The 21,588-nt window shown below is 70.6% G+C and carries 18 protein-coding genes and 2 tRNA genes; 9 read left to right on the forward strand and 11 right to left on the reverse strand.

Annotated features, from left to right (window positions below; translation table 11 throughout):
• Window positions 1-116: 116 nt before the first annotated feature.
• Both ACFWPS_RS22280 and ACFWPS_RS22285 read right to left on the reverse strand, forming a co-directional pair.
• Window positions 117-749, reverse strand: a complete 633-nt coding sequence (locus ACFWPS_RS22280) for an alpha/beta family hydrolase (protein WP_383707679.1) — start codon at window positions 747-749, stop codon at window positions 117-119.
• A 9-nt stretch (window positions 750-758) separates the two neighbouring features.
• Window positions 759-1,574, reverse strand: coding sequence for an SOS response-associated peptidase (locus ACFWPS_RS22285; protein ID WP_383707680.1), 816 nt, complete (start codon window positions 1,572-1,574; stop codon window positions 759-761).
• Between the two features lie 51 nt (window positions 1,575-1,625).
• Between ACFWPS_RS22285 and ACFWPS_RS22290 the strand changes: the two genes are divergently transcribed.
• The 4 genes from ACFWPS_RS22290 (at window position 1,626) to ACFWPS_RS22305 (ending at window position 5,358) form a co-directional block, all read left to right on the forward strand.
• A complete protein-coding gene (locus ACFWPS_RS22290) occupies window positions 1,626-2,348 on the forward strand; it encodes a M50 family metallopeptidase (RefSeq protein ID WP_383707682.1) in 723 nt (240 codons plus the stop codon).
• Window positions 2,349-2,607: 259 nt separating this feature from the next.
• Window positions 2,608-3,936, forward strand: a complete 1,329-nt coding sequence (aroA, locus tag ACFWPS_RS22295) for a 3-phosphoshikimate 1-carboxyvinyltransferase (RefSeq protein WP_383707684.1) — start codon at window positions 2,608-2,610, stop codon at window positions 3,934-3,936.
• A gap of 11 nt (window positions 3,937-3,947) precedes the next feature.
• Window positions 3,948-4,958 (forward strand): ribosome small subunit-dependent GTPase A, encoded by a 1,011-nt coding sequence (gene rsgA, locus ACFWPS_RS22300; RefSeq protein ID WP_383707686.1) that lies wholly within the window; start codon window positions 3,948-3,950, stop codon window positions 4,956-4,958.
• A gap of 76 nt (window positions 4,959-5,034) precedes the next feature.
• Window positions 5,035-5,358 carry a DMT family transporter gene (locus ACFWPS_RS22305; protein WP_383707688.1) on the forward strand — a complete coding sequence of 108 codons (324 nt, stop codon included), beginning with the start codon at window positions 5,035-5,037 and terminating at the stop codon, window positions 5,356-5,358.
• A 27-nt stretch (window positions 5,359-5,385) separates the two neighbouring features.
• Here ACFWPS_RS22305 and ACFWPS_RS22310 read toward each other — a convergent pair whose 3' ends face one another.
• Genes ACFWPS_RS22310 through ACFWPS_RS22320 form a run of 3 tightly spaced genes read right to left on the reverse strand, consistent with a single transcriptional unit; the run spans window position 5,386 to window position 9,094 of the window.
• Complete coding sequence (locus ACFWPS_RS22310) at window positions 5,386-7,185, reverse strand: dipeptide ABC transporter ATP-binding protein (protein ID WP_383707690.1); 1,800 nt, start codon at window positions 7,183-7,185, stop codon at window positions 5,386-5,388.
• A complete protein-coding gene (locus ACFWPS_RS22315; RefSeq protein WP_383707692.1) occupies window positions 7,182-8,111 on the reverse strand; it encodes an ABC transporter permease in 930 nt (309 codons plus the stop codon). Before ACFWPS_RS22315 ends, ACFWPS_RS22310 begins: the two co-directional genes overlap by 4 nt.
• Window positions 8,108-9,094, reverse strand: coding sequence for an ABC transporter permease (locus ACFWPS_RS22320; RefSeq protein WP_383707694.1), 987 nt, complete (start codon window positions 9,092-9,094; stop codon window positions 8,108-8,110). The genes ACFWPS_RS22315 and ACFWPS_RS22320 overlap by 4 nt, the downstream gene beginning before the upstream one ends.
• 134 nt (window positions 9,095-9,228) lie before the next feature.
• Here ACFWPS_RS22320 and ACFWPS_RS22325 point away from each other — a divergent pair, with 134 nt between their 5' ends.
• Window positions 9,229-10,923, forward strand: a complete 1,695-nt coding sequence (locus ACFWPS_RS22325) for an ABC transporter family substrate-binding protein (protein WP_383707696.1) — start codon at window positions 9,229-9,231, stop codon at window positions 10,921-10,923.
• On the opposite strand, the gene ACFWPS_RS22330 is transcribed toward ACFWPS_RS22325, so the two are convergent.
• The gene (locus tag ACFWPS_RS22330; RefSeq protein ID WP_383707698.1) at window positions 10,916-11,536 is read right to left on the reverse strand and encodes a TetR/AcrR family transcriptional regulator; all 621 of its coding nucleotides are present in this window, start codon (window positions 11,534-11,536) and stop codon (window positions 10,916-10,918) included. The genes ACFWPS_RS22325 and ACFWPS_RS22330 overlap by 8 nt on opposite strands.
• Before the next feature lie 227 nt (window positions 11,537-11,763).
• Between ACFWPS_RS22330 and hisN the strand changes: the two genes are divergently transcribed.
• Both hisN and ACFWPS_RS22340 read left to right on the forward strand, forming a co-directional pair.
• Window positions 11,764-12,564, forward strand: coding sequence for a histidinol-phosphatase (gene hisN / locus ACFWPS_RS22335; protein ID WP_383707700.1), 801 nt, complete (start codon window positions 11,764-11,766; stop codon window positions 12,562-12,564).
• 192 nt (window positions 12,565-12,756) lie between these two features.
• The gene (locus tag ACFWPS_RS22340; protein ID WP_089098874.1) at window positions 12,757-13,149 is read left to right on the forward strand and encodes a cyclic nucleotide-binding/CBS domain-containing protein; all 393 of its coding nucleotides are present in this window, start codon (window positions 12,757-12,759) and stop codon (window positions 13,147-13,149) included.
• A gap of 89 nt (window positions 13,150-13,238) precedes the next feature.
• Here ACFWPS_RS22340 and ACFWPS_RS22345 read toward each other — a convergent pair whose 3' ends face one another.
• On the reverse strand, window positions 13,239-14,711 hold the full coding sequence (locus ACFWPS_RS22345; protein ID WP_383707702.1) for a catalase: 1,473 nt from the start codon (window positions 14,709-14,711) through the stop codon (window positions 13,239-13,241).
• 127 nt (window positions 14,712-14,838) lie between these two features.
• On the opposite strand from ACFWPS_RS22345, the gene ACFWPS_RS22350 reads away from it, so the two are divergent.
• Complete coding sequence (locus ACFWPS_RS22350; RefSeq protein ID WP_089098876.1) at window positions 14,839-15,258, forward strand: Fur family transcriptional regulator; 420 nt, start codon at window positions 14,839-14,841, stop codon at window positions 15,256-15,258.
• A gap of 135 nt (window positions 15,259-15,393) precedes the next feature.
• Here the strand turns inward: ACFWPS_RS22350 and ACFWPS_RS22355 are convergent.
• From ACFWPS_RS22355 to ACFWPS_RS22370, 4 genes are all read right to left on the reverse strand, one after another.
• A tRNA-Met gene (locus ACFWPS_RS22355) sits at window positions 15,394-15,467 on the reverse strand.
• Window positions 15,468-15,552: 85 nt separating this feature from the next.
• Window positions 15,553-17,394: a sel1 repeat family protein gene (locus tag ACFWPS_RS22360; RefSeq protein ID WP_383707704.1), complete on the reverse strand. Its 1,842-nt coding sequence runs from the start codon at window positions 17,392-17,394 to the stop codon at window positions 15,553-15,555.
• 259 nt (window positions 17,395-17,653) lie between these two features.
• A tRNA-Met gene (locus tag ACFWPS_RS22365) sits at window positions 17,654-17,727 on the reverse strand.
• A gap of 83 nt (window positions 17,728-17,810) precedes the next feature.
• Window positions 17,811-20,783, reverse strand: a complete 2,973-nt coding sequence (locus tag ACFWPS_RS22370) for a UPF0182 family protein (RefSeq protein ID WP_383707788.1) — start codon at window positions 20,781-20,783, stop codon at window positions 17,811-17,813.
• A gap of 194 nt (window positions 20,784-20,977) precedes the next feature.
• On the opposite strand from ACFWPS_RS22370, the gene ACFWPS_RS22375 reads away from it, so the two are divergent.
• Window positions 20,978-21,520, forward strand: coding sequence for a PPA1309 family protein (locus ACFWPS_RS22375; RefSeq protein WP_383707706.1), 543 nt, complete (start codon window positions 20,978-20,980; stop codon window positions 21,518-21,520).
• The last annotated feature ends 68 nt before the right edge of the window (window positions 21,521-21,588 follow it).

Below are 21,588 nucleotides of genomic sequence, written 5' to 3' on the forward strand. Positions count from 1 at the left end.
GGCTCGGGCAGATGGTCGAACCCATGCGGCGGACTTCCTCTCCTTCGGCGTCGGCGCTGGTGCCCCAGCACTTCTGTCCGCCTCAACAGTGGTCCTTCGCACAACATTCCCGGGCGTTACCCGAGTGCCGCGGTCCACGCGACGACCGCGTCCGTGATGATAGTCACTGCCCTTTCCTGTCCGATCTCCGCGCGTTTGGGCACCGCGAACCCGTGATCGGCGCCCGGCACCTCGACGAGTTCGTACTCCCCGTCCGGGAACTCGGCCGGCTTCCCGAACGGATCGTTCCCGCCCTGCACGACCAGCGTGGGCACCCCGGCGCCCAGCAGCTCCTCGGCCCGTGATTTCTCCGGCCTGCCCGGCGGATGCAGCGGAAAGCCGAGCGCGAGGACGGCGGCCGCCCCCAGCTCGGTCGCCGTACGGCAGGCGACCCGGGCTCCGGCGCTGCGCCCGCCCGACACCACCGGCAGCCCCGGCGCGGCCAGCGCGGGCCACACCCCCCGCCAGCCGGCGTCGAGCGTCTTCGGCGCGGGCGCGACCTTCTTCCCGGCGACCCGCCAGGGCTGCTCGACGAGCGCGACGGTCACGCCGTGCTCCGGCAGGACCGCTGCGATCGCCTGCAGGTCCCGCGCCTCGATGCCCCCGCCCGCCCCATGGCTGACCGCGAGCACCAGGCGCGCCTTCTCCGCCTCGTACCAGGTGATGCGGGCGTCCCCCGCCTCCGTACCGACGATCTTCGCTGTGGTCACACCAGAAGGCTAGAAGAGCGTGCCCTCCTCGGGCCCCTCCAGCTCCTTCAGCAACTCCGGGCCGTTGTTGCGGACGCTGCTGACCGCCGTGGAGACCGGGTAGGCCCGCATCAGGCCCTCCGGCGGCGGGGCGAGCAGCGAGCGCAGGTCCTCGACGTCCGTCCGGGCCGGGTCGAGCCAGGCGTCCCAGCGGTCCGGGGTCAGCATCAGCGGCATCCGGGGGTGGATGTCGGACAGCGAACTCGGCCCCTCGGCGGGCGCCACCGCCAGCGGCCCGGTCTCCGCCTCGGTGGTGATCACCGAGCACGTCGCCCACCAGGCCAGCGGATGCTCGTCGGGCAGCGTACGGTCCCGCCAGAACTCGTACAGCCCGGCCATCGCGAACACCGAGCCGTCGGCCGGGAGCACGAAGTACGGCTGCTTGCGCGGCCGCTTCTTCTTCCCCTCGACCTCCAGGTCCCGCTCCTCCTTCGCCGTGACCCACTCGTAGTAGCCGTCGGCGGGCAGGATGCAGCGGCGGGCGGCGAAGGCGCGCCGGTACGACGGCTTCTCGTGCACGGTCTCGGCCCGCGCGTTGATCATCCGGGCGCCGCCCTCGGGCGACTTGGCCCAGGAGGGCACCAGCCCCCACTTGAGCCTGCGCAGCTGGCGAACCGGACGGCGGTCGTCGGCGTCTTTCAACGGACGGTCGAGAACGGCGTAGACCTCCTTGGTCGGAGCCACGTTGTAGTCGGGCTCCAGGGTCTCCTCGGGCTCCCACTTGTCTATTTCAAAGACTCCTGCGAGATCCTCGGGCCTACGACTGGATGCATACCGTCCGCACATACGTGCAACACTGCCAGACTCCGCCTGACCAGAGGGAGCAACCGCCGCACCATGGACAGCATCGCCGCCCTCGCGCTGCCCGACCTCTGGGACCGTCTGACGGGCACCCAGTCCGACCCCGATCTGTGGGTGGTGCTCGCGACCCTGGCCGCCGCGCTCGCGGTGGTCGTCCCGCACAACCTGTGGCGGATATCCCGCAACGCCATCACGATCGCCCACGAGGGCGGCCACGGTCTGACCGCCCTGCTCACCGGCCGCCAGCTCACCGGCATCCGGCTGCACTCCGACACCAGCGGCCTCACGCTCAGCCGGGGCAAGCCGCACGGCATCGGCATGATCCTCACGGCGGTGGCGGGCTACACCGCTCCCCCGCTGCTCGGCCTGGGCGGCGCGGCCCTCCTCGGCGCCGGCCGCATCACCCTCCTGCTCTGGCTCGCCACCGCCCTGCTCGTCGTCATGCTGGTGATGATCCGCAACGCGTACGGCGTCCTGACGGTGTTCCTGACGGGCGGCACCTTCCTGCTGGTGTCCTGGCTGGCCGGCCCCCAGGTACAGGCGGCGTTCGCGTACGCCGTGGTGTGGTTCCTGCTGCTGGGCGGAGTCCGCCCGGCCTTCGAACTCCAGGCGAAGCGATCCCGCGGCGGCGCCGGCGACTCGGACGCGGACCAACTGTCGAGGCTGACCCATCTCCCGGCGGGCGTATGGCTGTTCCTGTTCCACACGGTGTCGCTGTGCTCACTGATCGGCGGCGGCAGGTGGCTCCTGGGGATGTGAGCAGCACTTCACAGCCGACGGCACCACAGCGGGCCTGAGGGGCGCGGGGCTGTATTCGATTTGCGGCTCCGCCGCGCGGGCGCGACCAGCACATCGCAGCCGACGGCACCACAGCCGCCCCAAAGGGGCGCGGGGAACTGCGCGATCAGCCCCCACGGCGCCGCACCCGACCACCGGCCTCTCCGCGAAGCGGCGCCGCACCCGCCCACCGGCCGGCCGCCCACCGGCCGTCACCGCCCCCTGCCACTAAAGTGACCCCATGGCCGCAAACCCCACCGCACCAACCGCCCTCTGGCCCGCCCCTCACGCGCGCGGAGCCGTCGACGCCACGGTTCACGTGCCGGGGTCCAAGTCGGTCACCAACCGCGCCCTCGTCCTCGCCGCCCTCGCCTCCGAACCCGGATGGCTGCGCCGCCCCCTCCGCTCCCGCGACACCCTGCTGATGGCCGGCGCCCTGCGCGCGATGGGCGTCGGCATCGATGAGGGCGTGGGCCCCGACGGCTCCGGCGAGGCCTGGCGGGTGCTCCCCGCAGGGCTCCGCGGCCCCGCCACCGTCGACGTCGGCAACGCCGGCACGGTGATGCGCTTCCTCCCGCCGGTCGCCACCCTCGCCGCAGGCGACATCCGCTTCGACGGCGACCCCCGCTCCTACGAGCGCCCCCTGCACGGCGTGATCGACGCCCTGCGCGTCCTCGGCGCCCGGATCGACGACGACGGCCGGGGCGCGCTCCCGCTGACCGTGCACGGCGGCGGCGCGCTGGACGGCGGCCCGGTGTCCATCGACGCCTCGTCCTCCTCCCAGTTCGTGTCGGCCCTCCTGCTCTCCGGCCCGCGCTTCAACCAGGGCGTCGAGGTCCGCCACACCGGCCGGAGCCTCCCCTCCCTCCCCCACATCCGGATGACCGTCGACATGCTGCGCGCGGTCGGCGCCCAGGTGGACACCCCGGAGTCGGGCGGCGAGCCGAACGTCTGGCGGGTCACCCCGGGCGCCCTGCTCGGCCGGGACCTCACCGTCGAGCCGGACCTCTCGAACGCCCAGCCGTTCCTCGCCGCGGCCCTGGTGACGGGCGGCAGGGTGCTGATCCCGGACTGGCCGTCCCGGACGACCCAGCCGGGCGACCGGCTGCGCGAGATCTTCACCGAGATGGGTGGTTCCTGCGAACTGGCCGAGTACGGCCTGGAGTTCACCGGCTCGGGCCGGATCCACGGCATCGATGTCGACCTCGGTGACGTCGGCGAGCTGACCCCCGGCATCGCGGCGGTCGCCGCCCTCGCGGACACCCCCTCCACGTTGCGCGGGGTCTCCCACCTCCGGCTGCACGAGACGGACCGGCTGGCCGCGCTCACCAAGGAGATCAACGAGCTCGGCGGTGACGTCACCGAGACCGCCGACGGGCTGCGCATCCGCCCGCGCAGGCTGCACGGCGGTGTCTTCCACACCTACGAGGACCACCGCATGGCGACGGCCGGCGCGATCATCGGCCTGGCCGTGCCCGACGTGCAGATCGAGAACGTGGCGACGACGGCGAAGACCCTGCCGGACTTCCCCGACCTGTGGACCGGGATGCTCGGGAGCGACGGGGCCTAGGGGCGTACGAGATGCGCCGCTATGGCAAGCACACCGACGAGGACGACATCCGCAGCCGTCCCAACCGCAAGGGCACCCGGCCCCGGACGAACATCCGCCCCGCACACGAGGACGCCGCCGAGGGCATGGTCCTCACCGTGGACCGGGGCCGTCTGACCTGCCTGGTCGAGGACCGTACGGTCCTGGCGATGAAGGCCCGTGAGCTGGGCCGCAAGGCCGCGGTGGTCGGCGACCGGGTGGCCCTGGTCGGTGACATGTCAGGCAAGAAGGACACCCTCGCCCGTATCGTGCGCATCGAGGACCGCACGTCCCTGCTCCGCCGTACCGCCGATGACGACGACCCGTTCGAGCGGGTGGTCGTCGCCAACGCCGACCAGCTGGCGATCGTCACGGCCCTGGCCGACCCGGAACCCCGCCCCCGGCTCATCGACCGCTGTCTGGTCGCGGCCTACGACGGCGGCCTCACCCCGCTGCTGGTCCTGACCAAGTCGGACCTGGCCCCGCCGGACAAGCTCCTGGAGCTGTACGGCGACCTGGATATCCCGTACGTGGTCACGAGCCGCGAGGAACTGGCGACGGGCGACGCGGCCGGCCGGGTCCGGGAGCTTCTCGACGGCAAGATCACGGCGTTCGTCGGTCATTCGGGCGTCGGCAAGACCACGCTGGTGAACGCCCTGGTCCCGGAGGACCGGCGCCGTACGACCGGACACGTGAACGCGGTGACGGGCCGGGGCCGGCACACCACGACCTCCGCTCTCGCCCTGCCCCTGTCCGACGACGAGGGCTGGGTCATCGACACCCCGGGCATCCGTTCCTTCGGCCTGGCCCACATCGACCCGTCCCGGGTGATCCACGCGTTCCCCGACCTTGAGCCCGGCACGGAGAACTGCCCGCGCGCGTGCAGCCACGACGAGCCGGACTGCGCACTGGACGCGTGGGTCGCCGAGGGACATGCGGACCCGGCCCGCCTGTACTCGCTGCGCCGGCTGCTGGCGACGCGGGAGCGCAAGGAAGGCGACTGACCACCGGGGTGTTTGTCATGGCCCGAGTTCGGTAAGTGCATAATCGCACCGAGCTGGACATACGGGAGGACAGCACATGGCGTGGCTGCTGGTGATCGTGGCCGGGATCCTGGAGACCGGCTTCGCCGTGTGCCTCAAGCTCTCCCACGGCTTCACCCGGCTGTGGCCGACGGTGGCCTTCGCGTCCTTCGCCCTGGGCAGCTTCGGCCTGCTGACCCTCTCCCTGAGGAAGCTGGACGTGGGCCCGGCGTACGCGGTGTGGACCGGCATCGGCGCGGCGGGCACGGCGATCTACGGCATGGTCTTCCTGGGCGACCTGGTCTCGACGCTGAAGCTCGTCTCGATCAGCCTGGTGATCGTGGGAGTGATCGGCCTGCAGCTTTCGGGCTCGTCCCACTGAGCGGCGGCGGACCGGGCGCGCCCGGCGTCACACGACCGAGCGCACCCGGGGAAAGTGGCAGGCGACCCCGTCCCCCTCGAACACCGGCACGTCGACGGCGCATCTCCTGCGCTCCTCCTCGGCCAGCTCCGCGTACAACGGACACCGCCCCCGGAACCGGCACCCCTCGTATCTGCGCGTAGGGCTCGGCGGGTCCCCCGCCAGCAGGATCCGCGTCCGCTTCCGCTCCAGCTCCGGATCGGGCAGCGGCACGGCCGACAGCAGGGCCTGGGTGTACGGATGCCGGGGCGCCGCGAACACCTCGTCCACCGGCCCGGCCTCGACCGTACGGCCGAGGTACACCACGCTCACCCGGTCGGCGATGTTCCGCACCACCGACAGGTCGTGCGAGACGAACAGATACGCCAGCCCCAGCTCGTCCTGCAGCCGCCGCAGCAGGTCCAGCACCCCCGCCTGGACGGAGACGTCCAGCGCGGACACCGGCTCGTCCAGCACGAGCAGCTCCGGCTCCACGGACAGCGCGCGGGCGATGCCGATCCGCTGCCGCTGCCCGCCGGAGAACTCGTGCGGGTACCGCTCCGCGTCCGCCGGATCGAGCCCGACCTGCGTCAGCAGCTTCCGCACCCGCCGTCCGGCCGCGGCCCGGCCGGCCCCCTGGGTGCGCAGCGGCTCCGCGACGATGTCCCCCACCGGCATCCGGGGATCGAGCGAGGCCATCGGGTCCTGGAAGACGATCTGGATCCGCCTCCGCAGCGCCCTGGCCTCCGCCCTGCCCAGGCTGCCCGGGTCCTGCCCGAACAACTCGATCGAGCCGCCCTCCGGCCGGGCCGGTTCCAGCAGTTCGAAGAGGGTCGTGGACTTCCCGGACCCCGACTCGCCGACCAGCGCGAGCGTCTCGCCCCGCCGCACCTCCAGATCGACGCCGTCCACGGCGTACACGGTGCCGACGCGGCGCCGGAAGGCGGTGCCCTTGAGGACGGGGAAGGTGCGGGCCAGGCCACGCACCCTGAGCACCGGCTCCCCGCCGCCCGGCCGGGGCCGGCGCGGCGCGTCGAGGCGGGGCACCGCCGCCAGGAGCTCCCGGGTGTACGGCTCCCGGGGCCGCCGGAAGACGTCGTCCACCGCGCCCTGTTCGACGACCCGCCCGTCGCGCATCACGGCCACCCGGTCGGCCGTCCCGGCGATGACCCCGAGGTCGTGGCTGACCAGCAGCAGGGCCGCTCCGGTCGCCTGCCGGGCGGTTCGCAGCACGTCCAGGACCTGGGCCTGGATGGTGACGTCGAGGGCGGTGGTCGGTTCGTCGGCGAGGATCAGGTCGGGGTCGTTGGCCATCGCCATGGCGATCATCGCGCGCTGGCGCATGCCGCCGGAGAACTCGTGCGGGAACGACCTTGCGCGCAGGGCGGGCTCCGGGATCCCGACCAGGTCGAGGAGTTCGACGGCACGCTCGGCCGCCCGCTCCCGGGACACGTCCTGGTGCGCGCGTACGGCCTCGGCGATCTGGTCGCCGATCCGGTAGACGGGCGTGAACGCGGAGAGCGGATCCTGGAAGACCATGGAGACGCGCCGGCCACGGATCCGGGTCAGTTCCCGCTCGGGGAGGCCGAGAAGTTCGGTTCCGTCCAGTCGTACGGAGCCGCGCACGGCCGCGTTGCCGGGCAGCAGTCCGAGGACGGCCAGGGCGGTCGCGGACTTCCCGGACCCCGACTCCCCGACGAGACCGAGGACTTCGCCCCGGCGGAGGGTGAGGCCGACCCCGCGCACCGCCGGGCGTCCGTCGAAGTCGACGTCGAGACCGGCCACTTCGAGCAGGGGCGTGGTGCTCATCGGGTTCCTCCCCGGGCGGTCGGGTCCAGTGCGTCCCGCAGGCCGTCGCCCACCAGGTTCACGGCCAGCACGAACAGCACCAGCAGCCCGGCGGCGAAGAAGAACATCCAGGGATACGTCACCGCCGCGCTCGTCCCGGAGGCGATCAGGGTACCCAGGGACACGTCGGGCGGCTGGACGCCGAAGCCGAAGTAGGACAGCGCGGTCTCGCTCATCACGGCGCCGCCGACCTGGATGGTCGCGTCGATGATGAGGAAGGAGGCGACGTTGGGCAGGATGTGCCGCCAGATGATCCGGAAGGGGCCGACGCCCATGAAGCGGGCGGCGCGCACGAACTCACGCTCCTTCAGGGACAGGGTCATGGACCGCACCACCCGTGCGGTGATCATCCAGCCGAAGACGGCGAGCAGCCCGACGAAGGCGATCCAGCCGCCGGAGCGCAGTCTGGGCGAGATGATCGCGATGACCAGGAAGGCCGGGAAGACCAGCAGCAGGTCGACGAGGAACATCAGCAGCCGGTCGGTCCAGCCCCCGAAGTAGCCCGCCGAGGCGCCGACCAGCGAGGCGAGGCCGGTGGCGAGCACGGCCACCAGCAACCCGATGACCAGGGACTTCTGGAGTCCGCGCACGGTCTGGGCGAACACGTCCTGGCCGATACGGTTCGTCCCCCACCAGTGGTCGGCGCTGGGCGCGGCGCGCAGCGCGGTGTAGTCGATGTGGCTGTACGACCACGGGGTGACGTACGGGCCGGCGAAGGCCAGCAGGAAGAGCAGCAGCAGGACGACGGCGCCGGCGAGGGCGGTGCGGTCGTGCAGGAAGCGGCGCAGGACGACGGTGCCCCGGCCGACCGGGGCCTTGTCCGGCACCGCCTGTTCGGGGCCCTCCGGTTCGAGTCCCTCCGGGGGTGTTTCGAGAGCGGTGCTCATGACGCCTGCCGGATACGCGGGTCGAGGGCGGCGTGCAGCAGGTCGGCGAGGAAGCCGGACAGGAGCACGGTGACGGCGGCGAAGACGTTGACGGCGACGACCGAGTTGACGTCGTTCTTGCCGATGGAGTCCACGAACCACTCGCCCATGCCGTGCCAGCCGAAGATCGTCTCGGTGAAGGTGGCGCCGGTGAACAGGGCGAGGAAGCCGTAGGAGAAGTAGGTCGACATGGGGATGAGGGCGGTGCGCAGGCCGTGCTTGAGCAGCACCGTCCGCCGCCCCAGCCCCTTCGCCCGCGCGGTGCGCAGATAGTCGGAGCCGAGGACGTCGAGCATGGTGTTGCGCTGGTAGCGGCTGTAGCTCGCGACGGCGAAGAGGGCGACGGAGAGGGTGGGCAGCAGGAGGTGCACGGAGCGGTCCTTGAGGATCGTCCAGAAACCGCCGGTCAGGCCGGGGCTCTTCTCCCCCGTGAACTGGATGAGGTCGGTGCCGGTGCTCTGGTTGAACCAGATCGCGCCGGTCTTGAGCAGGATGGCCAGCAGGAACACGGGCGTGGAGAGCAGCGCGAAGGAGGCGACGGTGACCGCGCGGTCGCTGAGCCGGTACTGCCGGACGGCCGTCCAGGCGCCGGCGAGGACGCCCGCGACCGTGCCGAGGACGGTGCCGGCGAGCAGCAGCCGCAGGCTGACGCCGATCCGGCGGCCGAACTCGGCGTTGACGGACGTGCCGTCGATGGTCTGCCCGAGGTCGCCGCGCACCGCTCTGCCCGCCCAGTGCAGGAAACGGAAGAGCAGCGGGTCGTGGTCGTTGACGCCGATCTCGGTCAGGTGGTGGTTCACCGAGGCCGCGGGGATCGGCGGCTGCCGCCCGGCGTAGTACGCGCGGGGGTCGAGCGCGAGGGACGCCAGCAGGTAGGACAGGCAGACGGCGGCCAGCAGCAGCACGGCGTAGTAGCCGAGGCGTTTGGCCAGGTAGGCAGGCACAGAAGAAATGGTGTAGTCCTCCTGTTGCCAAATCATGAAGAGAACATGTCAGAAATCCGGGAGGCCTCCCCCGGCGGTCGCGGCCCGTTCTACGTTCGGCGCATCCACTCCGCCTCTCCGCGAAGGACCCCCACATGCGCCCGCCCCTGCGCTCCACCACCGCCACCGCCTGGTTCGCCGCCACCGCGGCGACGGCGTTGCTGGTGACCGGCTGCGGCTCCTCGGACGACGGCAAACCCGTCGCGCAGAAGAGCGCGGCCCCGGCCGGCAGTCAGCAGATCAACGCCCACCCGCTGAGCGACATCAAGCAGGGCGGCACCCTCAAGCTGCCCATCTCGCAGTGGATCGCCGACTTCAACCGCTACACCGCCAACGGCAACCAGGGCGACGCCGCCAGCATCAACGAGCTGGTCGAACCCGACCTGTTCGACGCGGACGCGCAGGGCGACAGCCACCTCAACAAGAACTTCCTGGTCTCCGCCGAGGTCACCTCGACCAGCCCGCAGACGGTCGTCTACACGCTCAACCCGAAGGCCAGATGGTCCGACGGAAAGTCCCTGGGCTGGCGCGACTTCAAGGCCGTATGGCAGGCGCAGAACGGGAGGAACAAGGCGTACGAGGCCGCCGACACCTCCGGATACGAGCAGATCACCGAGGTCGCCCAGGGCGCCGACGCCCACCAGGTCAAGGTCGTCTTCGCCAGTCCGTACGCCGACTGGCAACGGCTGTTCGACCCGCTGCTGCCGGCCGCCGCGATCGACACACCCGACAAGTTCAACAAGGGCTGGACCGAGGAGATCCCGGTCACCGGCAACGCCTTCAAGATCTCGTCGTACGACAGGACGGCCCAGACGATCACTGCGGTTCCGGATCCGAACTGGTGGGGAACGAAGCCCAAGCTGGACTCGATCGTCTTCCGTGCGCTCGACTACACGGCCTGGACCGACGCCTACCTCAACAAGGAGATCGACTACGCCTCCGCGATCCTCCCCGAGGACTACAAGCGGCTCGACAAGGCGGCCGGCACCGACGTCCGGGTCGGCGCCCGCTGGGACGAGGTGCACATCGAGATCAACGGCGCGCACGGGCCGCTCAAGGACGTCCGGGTCCGCCAGGCCCTCCAGCACGCCATCGACCGCAAGGCCATCGCCACCGCCTTCGGCAAGGACCTGCCGGTCGAACTGAGGACGTACGGCAACCACTTCTTCATGCCCAACCAGGCCGGCTACCAGGACAACTCCGGCGGCTACGCCACGTACGACCTGAAGAAGGCGGGCGAACTGCTGGACGCGGCGGGCTGGAAGCTCCAGGGCGACAAGCGCGTCAAGTCCGGCAGGCAGCTCACCCTCGGCTACACGCTCAGCGCCGGCTCCACCTCGGCGCAGGTCGACCAGTCGGAGCTGGTGCAGGCGCAGTTGGCGCAGGCCGGCATCAAGGTCGACATCCAGAAGGTGCCGAGCGACGACTACTTCTCCAAGTACGTCACCATCGGCAACTTCGACCTGACCAGTTTCCGCTGGGTCGACCAGACGTTCCGCTCCCAGGCGTACCCGATCTACCGGCAGCCGTCGGGCAAGAACCTCTACCAGAACTACGGCTCGGTGGGCTCGCCGGAGATCGACGCGCTGCTGAAGAAGGCGGGCGAGACCACCGACACGGCCGCCGCGAACAAGCTGTACAACGAGGCCGACGCGAAGATCTGGGCGCTGGGCCACTCCATCCCGCTCTACCAGCGTCCGCAGGTGCTGGCGGTCCGCTCCGACCTGGCGAACTTCGGCGCGACCGGACTGGCCTCCGACGACTACACGAAGGTGGGCTGGCTCAAATAGCCCGGTCGTGCACGGGCTGCCGGTGGAGGGCGCCGCGGACCAGGTCCGCCACCGCGCCGTCCACCGGGGGCGCGGCCACACAGGACAGGGCGAGCCGGACGGCCAGTTCGCAGGAGCGGGCCAGCTCGCCGTCCGACCTGGCCGCGCCGGTCCCGGAGAGCACGGCCACCGCCCGGTCCCGCACGATCTGCACGAAGTCGCCGGGTGAGGGCAGCGGCCCGTCCGCCCGGCGCTGCGCGGGCACCGCGGAGGAGGACGGCACGGCGGAGAGCGTCGGCGCGGGCAGGCGCTCGCTCCAGCAGCCGGTAAGCATGGCTCGTACGAGCGCGTTCTCGCGGGCCGTGGAGGTCATCCACTCGGCGGTCGCGGTGAGCCGCTCGCGCGCCTCGGCATGGCTTCCCAACGCCCGTTCGACCCCGGCGAGATACCCGTCGGCCTCCCGGCGCACCAGCGCCCTCGCCAGGCCTTCCTTGCTGCCGAACTCGTTGTACAGCGTCTGCCGGGACACCCCGGCCGCGGCTGCCACGTCGACCATCCGCACGGCAGCCCACGGCCGGCGCGCAAGCGCGGCGTACGCGGCGTCCAGAAGGGATTCCCGGGCTGCAGGCATCATCGCCTCCCTGGGGCGAGCGACTCTGCGCCCAGATTTGACGCGCACGAATCCACTGTCAAGGGTTCGCGAAGGCATCGGGGGGCGCCCTTCGGCCAACACACGCGGGCGTGCCACGAGCGGGCCATGGGCGCACCGCAGCCGTACCGAGGTCACCGCCCGATCACTTACCGGCATCACCCGCCCTCCCCTTGTAGCCCCGCGCCGCCCCGGCAGATACCGTTCGTCACATGCCGGACTACCGTGATGACCTGCGTCTCGCCCATGTGCTCGCGGACGCGGCCGACGCCACGACCATGGACCGCTTCAAGGCCCTCGACCTCAAGGTCGAGACCAAGCCGGACATGACCCCGGTGAGCGAGGCGGACAAGGCCGCCGAGGAGCTGATCCGCGGCCAGTTGCAGCGCGCCCGCCCGCGGGACGCGGTGCTCGGCGAGGAGTACGGCATCGAGGGCACCGGCCCACGCCGCTGGGTGATCGACCCGATCGACGGCACCAAGAACTACGTGCGCGGCGTCCCGGTCTGGGCGACCCTGATCTCCCTGATGGAGGTGGCCGAGGGCGGCTACCAGCCGGTCGTGGGCGTGGTCTCCGCACCCGCGCTGGGCCGCCGCTGGTGGGCCGCGAAGGGGCACGGCGCCTTCACCGGCCGCAGCCTGTCCTCGGCGAGCCGCCTGCACGTCTCCAAGGTCTCGAAGCTGGCCGACGCGTCCTTCGCGTACTCCTCGCTGGGTGGCTGGGAGGAGCGGGGACACCTGAACGGGTTCCTGGACCTCACCCGCGACGTGTGGCGCACGCGCGCGTACGGCGACTTCTGGCCGTACATGATGGTCGCCGAGGGGTCCGTGGACATCTGTGCCGAGCCGGAGCTGTCCCTGTGGGACATGGCGGCCAACGCGATCGTGGTGACGGAGGCCGGCGGCACCTTCACCGGCCTCGACGGCCGTCCCGGCCCGCACAGTGGCAACGCGGCCGCGTCCAACGGTCTGCTCCACGACGAGTTGCTGTCGTACCTCGCCCAGCGTTACTGAAACAGTCTTCTGAGGCACAACGGGGCTGAACGGGGTTACTGACCGCAGCACATATGAGCGCGTGCGCCCTCAATTGGATGCGCACACCCCCTTGTTGACCCTCGCTTTACCTGCCACCCTGAGAGAACCCTCACTTGTGCATTTGTGAATCGCCGCACTATCCCGGCGGTTCCCTAGGAGGTGGCACCTTTCATGCTCGTCCGTGACGCCATGAGCACGGTGGTCCTCACCGTCGGCCCCGCCCACACCCTCCGCCAGGCAGCCGCCCTGATGTCCGCGCGCCGCGTGGGCGCGGCGATCGTCCACGACCCGGACGCCGGCGGCATCGGAATCCTCACCGAACGCGACATCCTCAACTCCGTGGGCCTCGGCCAGAACCCGGACACGGAGCCCATCCACGCCCACACCACCAACGACGTCGTGTTCGCCACCCCGACCTGGACGCTGGAGGAGGCGGCCCGGGCGATGGCCCACGGCGGTTTCCGCCATCTGATCGTCCTGGACGGCGGCGAACCGGCCGGCATCGTCTCGGTCCGCGACATCATCCGCTGCTGGGCCCCGGCCCGCGCACCGCAGCCCGTGTAGCGGCCCCCCGGGCATGCCGAACGGGCCGGACCCCGACCTCCCGGGGATCCGGCCCGCCCGCCCACGACAAGCGGTCCAGTACTGGAATGTCAGCCGCGCAGGGCCTGGACCGCGGCCTCCAGCCGCTTGCCGAAGTCTCCGTCGGCCTGACGGAAGTTGCCGATCGCGCGCTCGGCGATGTCGTCGCGCGACACCTTGGCGATGAAGCCGGCCAGGTTCTCGATCAGCCGCTCCTGCTCGTCCGCGGACATCAGGCGGTAGAGGTTGCCCGCCTGCACGAAGTCGTCGTCCTCGGCGTGCACGGGTGCGGGGTGGTTGCCGGTGCCGCCGGCGAGACCGTCGTACGGCTGCCACAGCGGACGATCGGTCTGCGCCGGTCCGCCGAAGCTGTTCGGCTCGTAGTTCCTCGCGCCGCCGTGCCGGCCGTCGTACAGGGAGCCGTCGCGGGAGTAGGTGCGCGCCTCGACGGCGTGCGGGCGGTTGACCGGCAGGTGGTCGGCGTTGATGCCGACGCGGTAGCGGTGCGCGTCGCCGTAGGCGAAGAGGCGGCCCTGGAGCATCTTGTCGGGGGACGGGCCGATGCCGGGCACGAAGTGCGCCGGGGAGAAGATCGACTGCTCGACCTCCGCGAAGACGTTCTGCGGGTTGCGGTTCAGCTCCAGCCTGCCGATCTCGATCGGCGGGTAGTCCGCGTGCGGCCACACCTTGGTGAGGTCGAACGGGTTGAAGCGGTAGGCCGCCGCGTCCGCCGCCGGCATGATCTGCACCTGCACGGTCCAGGTCGGGAAGTCCCCGCGCTCGATGGACTCGCGCAGGTCGCGCTGGTGGCTGTCCGGGTCCGCACCGGCGAGCCTGTCGGCCTCCGCCTGGGTGAGGTTCCTGATCCCCTGGTCGGTCTTGAAGTGGTACTTGACCCAGAAGACCTCGCCGGCCGCGTTGTTCCACTGGTAGGTGTGCGAGCCGTAGCCGTTCATGTGGCGGTACGACGCCGGGATGCCCCGGTCGCCGAACAGCCAGGTCACCTGGTGCGTGGCCTCGGGGCTGAGCCCCCAGAAGTCCCAGACGTTGTCCGCCTCCTGGCTGCCCGTGTACGGGTCGCGCTTCTGGGTGTGGATGAAGTCGGGGAACTTGATGGCGTCCTTGATGAAGAACACCGGGGTGTTGTTGCCGACGAGGTCGTAGTTGCCCTCCTCGGTGTAGAACTTCAGCGCCCAGCCGCGCGGGTCGCGCACGGCGTCGGCGGAACCGAGGTTGCCGGCCACGGTCGAGAGGCGCAGGAATGTCTCGGTCTGCTTGCCGACCTCGGAGAGGAAGGCGGCGCGCGTGTACGGCGTGACGTCGGCGGTCACCGTGAAGGTGCCGTAGGCGCCCGCACCGCGCGCATGCACCACACGCTCCGGGATGCGCTCACGGTTGAAGTGGGCGAGCTTCTCCAGCAGGAGCTGGTCCTGGACCAGGACCGCACCGCCGATGCCCGCGGTCTCACTGTTCTGGTTGTCGGCCACCGGCGCCCCCGCCTCCGTGGTCAACGACCCCTGCGTCACACCTGTCTCCTGCGCCATTTCACACCATTCCTGTCACTTTGCTGACCCCGAACTCGATCCTACATTGGACTTAGTCCAAGTCAAGCAGAGCTCCAAAGTCACACCTGTTCGGAAAAAGGAGCCCCCTGCTGTTAGGCTGAATGCCATGAGTGACCTTCTGGAACGGCTGCGTGGACGCGGATGGCGGATGACCGCGCAGCGACGCGTCGTGGCCGAGGTCCTGGACGGCGAGCACGTCCACATGACGGCCGACGAGGTGCACGCCAAGGCCGTCGTCAAGCTGCCCGAGATCTCCCGGGCGACCGTCTACAACACGCTGGGCGAGCTGGTCTCGCTCGGTGAGGTCATCGAGGTCTCGACGGACAAGCGCGCCAAGCGGTACGACCCGAACGCGCACCGGCCGCACCATCACCTGGTCTGCGCCCGCTGCGGCTCGATCCGCGACGTCCACCCGACCGGCAACCCGATGGCCGACCTTCCCGCCTCGGAGCGCTTCGGCTTCACGGTCTCCGACGTCGAGGTGACGTACCGCGGCCTGTGCCCGGACTGCGCGGCAGCCGTCTGACGAACGTTCCGCAAGGCCCCGGCACTCGTGACGAACGAGCGCCGGGGCCTTTGCCGTATCCGCCCGGCCTCCGGGGCACCCGCATAAAAACCGAGGGCCGGAATCCGTTTCCGGACTCCGGCCCTCGGCCTTCAGTAGCGGGGACAGGATTTGAACCTGCGACCTCTGGGTTATGAGCCCAGCGAGCTACCGAGCTGCTCCACCCCGCGTCGATGAACTGAACACTACGTGAGGGATGCGGACGGAAGCAAATCAATACCGGTGCCCCCTCCTGACCTGCGGAAACGCATCGGCCTACGCCGACAGTTCCTCCCGCAGCGCGTCCCGGAGCCGCCCCGCCCGCTCGGTCACCTCCGCCGGACCGAGCGCCACCGCCCGGTCGGCCCACCGCTGCCCCTCCGCCAGCTCGCCACGACGCGCGTAGACCAGGGCGAGCCGCAACGCCGCCCGCCCGTGCCCCGCGTCGGCGGCCCGCTCCCACCACACGGCCGCCTCCGGCTCGCTCCCCTCCCGGGCCAGCAGCAGCCCGAGGTTGAACGCACCGTTGCGCGACCCGGCCTCGGCCGCCGCCCGGTACCAGCGGGCCGCCTCCACCACGTCCCCGCGCGCCGCGGCCAGCATCCCGACCCGCACCTGGGCCCGCCGGTGCCCCTGCGAGGCGGCCCGCTCGTACCACTCCTCGCACTCGGTCTTCACGTTCAGGGACGACTCCCCGAGCTCGTGCTCGGACACCGCCGGCCGGCGCGCGTCGAGGACGGCCGCGAGCCGGTAGGCCGCCTCGGCACTGCCCCCGCCCGCCGCGCACCGCAGATGGCGCTCGGCGGTGGCCTCGTCGCCCTCGCGCAGCCGCGCGATGCCCACCTGCAGAGCCGCCTCCGTGTGCCCGGCGGCGGCCGCCTGCTCGTAGCAGCGCAGCGCGATCCGGTCCTCGCCCCGCCCGGCGTACAGGATCCCCAGGTTGAACGCGGCGTCCACGCTCCCCGCCTCCGCGGCCTTGGAGAACCACGGCTCGGCGCCGCTCGTGTCTCCGACCTGGAGCAGCAGGATGGCGAGCGCGTTCGCAGCCTCGCGGTGCCCCGCGTACGCGGCCCGCCGGTACCACTGCTCGGCCTGTGCGGTCCGCCCCTGCTCGGCGCAGAGCAGCCCGAGGTTGTACGCCCCGTTGTCGTCGCCGGCGTCCATGGCCGCCCGGTACCAGCGCTCGGCGGTCTGTGTCTCGCCGCGCTCGGCGTGCAGCGCGCCGAGCGCGTTCGCCGCGTTGCCGTCGCCGTCCTGTGCGGCCCGCAGCCACCACACGGCGGCGCTCTCGGTGTCCCCGGCGTCGCGCAGCAGGAAGCCGAGCGCGCAGGCGGCCCGGGCCTCGCCGTCCTTGGCGGAGGTCAGGTACCAGCGCCCGGCCTCCTTGAGCTCGCCGCGCCGCTCCAGGATCGCGCCCAGGTGCAGCGCGGCCCTCCGGTGTCCGCGCGCGGCGGCCTGCCGGTACCACTGCTCGGCCTCGTCGGCCTCCGGAGCCCCGGCCGGGGTCTCCGTGTCGACACCGTTGTCGGACCCGGTCTCGCCCTCGTCCGCGGCCGCCCTGCGGTCGAGCGCGCGCGCCAGCCGGTACGCTGCCTCCCGGTGCCCCCGCTCGGCGGCGGCCCTCATCCACTGTCCGGCGTCCGCCTCCCCCCGATGCTCCAGCAGGTCGGCCAGCGCGTAGGCGCCGAGCGGGTGACCCTGCTCGGCGGACTGGCGCAGCCAGTACTCGGCGGCGGGTTCGTCGCCGCGTTCGCGGTGGTGGCGGCCCAGCGCATGGGCGGCGGCCGCGGATCCGGCGACGGCGGCGATCCGCCACCAGCCGGCCGCCTCCTCCGGGTAGCCGCGCTGATGCAGCAGGACACCCAGGTTGTTCGCGGCGGCCCGGTCACCGGCGGCGGTGGCCGCGCGCAGCTGGGGCTCGGCTCCGTCGAGGTCGCCACGGCGCAGCAACATGGCGCCGAGCACGCTCATCGACTCGACGTCACCCGCCTCGGCCTGGAGCCGGCGGCGCGCCTCCTCGGCGGCCTCGGCGGCCTCGTCGCGGGTCGGCTCCTCGCCCGAAGGCTGCACAAATCGCCCTGTCTCGAACAGAGTTGCCTTGTCCCCCATAACGTTCATCGTCGCACCACCTGCAACCTGGGTACACCACGTATACCGCAGACCGTGAGGTCACTTCAGCGTTTTGTCGACATGCCCACAGAACGACAAGTCAAACACATCTCGGCCAACTCCCCACAGCGGCACGGCGACCCAGTCCACCGGTACATGCGTTCGCCGCCCGTCCGGACACCGGAAGCCGTCCGGAGGGGAAGTGCTGGACCTGCCCCCGAACACACGAAGGCCCGGATCCCAAAAGGATCCGGGCCTTCGATTCCAGTAGCGGGGACAGGATTTGAACCTGCGACCTCTGGGTTATGAGCCCAGCGAGCTACCGAGCTGCTCCACCCCGCGCCGTTGTGACTCAACCGTACCACGGCGCGGAGCCGGTTCGATCATCCGCTCTGGATCACCCGCTTTTGATCATCCGTTCTTGATCATCCGCTGGGGCTGGATCTCCCGCTCGGACTGGGACCGCTGCTCACGGTGGTACTCGGACTGGCACTGGGGCTGGGGCTGGGGCTGCTGCTCGACGTCGTGCCCCCGCCGGTCTTGCCGGCCTTGGACTGTGCCTCCTCGGCCCGCCTGAGCGCGTCCTGCAGCTCGTCCTGCGCCTTGCCGTACGCCGTCCAGTCGCCCTTCTTCAGGGCCTCCTGGCCCGCTTCGAAGGCCTTCTGCGCATCGTTCAGAGCCTCTTGGACCGTGGGGTTGCCGGACGTCGGCGGTGTGGTCGTCCCGGTGTCCGAGGACCCCGTGTCCGAACTGTCCGTCCCGAACACCTTGTTGAGCGCCTCGTCGAGGGTGTTCTCGAAGGCGGTCCTGCCCTCGTAGGTCACCAGGACCTTGCGCAGCAGCGGGTACTTGACCCCGGCACCGCGTACGTAGACAGGCTCCGCGTACAGCAGGCCCCCGTCCAACGGCACGGTCAGCAGATTGCCGTACTCCACCTCGGAGTCGCCGCCCTTGAGGAGTTTGATGGCGGCGGCGATGTCCTGTTCGGAGTTGAACTTGCTCTGGACCTGTTTGGGTCCGTCGACGGTCGTACTGGTCGGCAGTTTCAGGATTCTGATCTTGCCGTAGTCCTTGGAACCGGCCTCGGAGTCGACCGACATGAACGCGCTGAGGTTGTCCCGGCCGTTGGGCGTGAACGTCGTCGACAGCGAGAACGCCTGCGAGCTCTGGTCGGGCATCTTCATGCTCAGGTAGTACGGCGGCACCGCGTCGCCCGAGTTGTTGGTCGGGTCGTCCGGCACCTGCCACACCTCGCTGCCGGTCAGGAACGTCTGGGCGTCCGTCACGTGGTAGCGGGTGAGCAGCTCGCGCTGCACCTTGAACAGGTCCTGCGGGTACCGGAGATGGTCCATCAGGTCCTGCGAGATGGCGCTCTTCGGCTGCACCGTGCCGGGGAAGGCCTTCATCCAGGTCTTCAGCACCGGGTCCTCGGTGTCCCACTGGTAGAGCTTGACCTCGCCGGTGTACGCGTCGACGGTCGCCTTCACCGAGTTGCGGATGTAGTTGACCTGGTTCTGCTGGGCGACCACCGCGCGCGAGTTGTTGGTCGCGGTCAGCGAGTCGGCCGTCGTGTCACCGAGGGTCGTACGGGACGCGTACGGGTAGCCGTTCGACGTCGTGTAGGCGTCGACGATCCACTGGATACGGCCCTTCACCACGGCCGGGTAGGCGTCGCCGTCGATGGTCAGCCAGGGGGCGACCGCCTCCACGCGCTCCTTGGGCGTGCGGTTGTACAGGATCCGCGAACCCTTGCCGATCGCACCGGAGTACAGGATCTGCGGCTCGTTGAACGCCACCGCGTACGCGGCCCGGTTGATCGGGCTGGAGAGGCTGACCCCGCTCTTGCCCTCGTAGCTGGTGGTCTTCTCGCCGTTGTCGTCGGAGTAGTCGATCTCCTTCTGGGGACCGCCGACGATCGAGTACGTGGTCGTCTTCTCGCCGTAGTAGACACGCTGCTGGTACGTGCCCAGGGAGCCCGTGGACGGCAGGTCGGACTCGGTGAAGACCGGCTGGCCCTGGTCGTCGGCCTCGGTTCCCTTGGCGGCGACCACGCCGTAGCCGTGGGTGTAGCGGAAGTGGTCGTTGATCCAGTTGTTCTTCGGGATGCCGGCCAGGTTCAGCTCGCGCAGCCCGATGACGGTGTCCTGGACCTTGCCGTCCTTGGTGTAGCGGTCCACGTCAAGGTTGGTCGGGAACGCGTAGTAGTTCCGCATCTGCTGGAGCTGCTGGAACGTGGGCGACACGATGTTCGGGTCCATGATCCGGATACTCGCCGTGGAGTCGACGTCGCCCCGGAGCTTGGTCTTGTCCGTGGTGGTGCTCTTGCCCGTGTACTCGGTGACCTGGGTGTCGTCGATTCCGTACGCCTCGCGGGTCGCCTTGAGGTTCTTCTGGACGTACGGGGCTTCCTTGGCCTGCTCGTTGGGCTGGACCTGGAACTTCTGGACGATCGCCGGGTAGAGGCCGCCGATCAGGATCGCGGACAGGACCATCAGGCCGAAGCCGATGACGGGCAGCTGCCAGGTGCGCCGCCACAGGGTGGCGAAGAACAGCAGCGCGCAGATGACGGCGATGCAGAACAGGATCGTCTTGGCCGGCAGATACGCGTTCGCGTCGACGTACCGCAGGCCGGTCCAGTTGTCGGTGGCCTTGAAGTCGCTGGACTTGACGGCGAGTCCGTAGCGGTCGAGCCAGTAGGCGACCGCCTTGAGGGCGACGAAGATGCCGAGCAGCACCGACAGGTGGCCGGTCGCGGCACCGGTGGCGCGCGCACCGGGGCTGGTGACGCGCAGCCCGCCGTACAGGTAGTGGGTGAGCGCGGCGGCGATCAGGGAGAGGATCGCGGTGGCGAAGCCGAACCCCAGCAGGAAGCGGTACCAGGGCAGGTCGAAGGCGTAGAAGGAGACGTCGAGGTGGAACTGCGGGTCCTTCTGGTGGAAGGGCACGCCGTTGACCCACATCAGCCAGGTGCGCCACTGTCCGGCCGCGGACGCGCCGGCGATCAGCCCGACGAGCGCGGTGACCGCGAGGAGCAGCCACTTCTTGTACGGCGCGATGCCCATCCGGTAGCGGTCGAGGCTCTGCTGCTCCATGGACATGGCACTCAGCGGGGGCCGCAGCCGGTGCGCCAGCCAGATGTTGAACCCCACGGCGGCCGCCATCAGCAGACCGAAGACGGAGAACAGCCCGATCTTGGTCCACAGGGTGGTGGTGAACACCGAGGAGTAGTGCACCGACCGGTACCAGAGCCAGTCCGTCCAGAAGCCCGCGAACATGGTGAACGCCATGCCGAGCACGGAAAGGACGCCCAGTGTCAGGAGCAGGGTCCGGACCCGCCGGGACGGACGTCCGGTCGCTCTGATCCGTGGCCCCGTCGGGCCTCCGCCGCGGTCCGGCATCTGGAAAGCCAAGGTGCGCACCTCGAAGTCGCTGTTGTCGCCGTAGATCTGCTGTTGATCCGCTTTTGTTCTGTCAGGCCCCCGTGTTCGGGGGCCGTCCGTGGCCCCCTGTGATCGCGGGGCCACACCTATGCAACTTACTCACGGCTTACTCGGTTCCCGATTCCGGCCATGAACGAGGCAGGATTGTGACCATGTCCAACACTCCCATGGCAGCGAACCCGCTCACCCGGGCCGTCCTCGAGATCGACGAGTACGCCTCCGGCCTCGGCTGGGACCAGCCCGCTCGCCTCTTCGCCCTCGTCGACACCGCAAGGCTGCGCACCCAGGAACCGGCCCTCGCGGCCCAGCTCGGTCTGGAGGACGAGTCCGCGACCACCGGTCTCACCCCGATCGAGCAGGACGAAGTGCCAACGGACAAGGCGCTGGACGAGTTCCTCGGCACCATCGCCTGGCCGGACGCGGTGGTCGGCTGCGCGCTCACGGTGGAGCGGCTGATGCTGCCGCCGTCCGCCGAGGCCCAGGTCCCCGAGGGGCTGAGCGAGGCCAGGCTGGCCAAGTGGGTGGCGAGCCACCCCGACCGCCAGGAGGTCCGGATGACGGTCGCCGTACTGCGCGACGGCAGCCGCGACTCGGCGGTACGCCTGCGTGAGAAGGACTCGCCGACGGAGGTCCTCACCGGCCCCGAGCTGGTCCCCGGCCTGGCGGACGCGCTGAAGGCGACGTTCGAGGACTGAGACCGGCTCGTCGAACGGCACCGGGGGCGCCCCTCGTCAGAAAGGGCGCCCCCGGCCGTGTACCCGCC

The sequence above is a fragment of the Streptomyces sp. NPDC058457 genome (assembly GCF_042720695.1).
Taxonomy (GTDB): Bacteria; Actinomycetota; Actinomycetes; order Streptomycetales; family Streptomycetaceae; genus Streptomyces.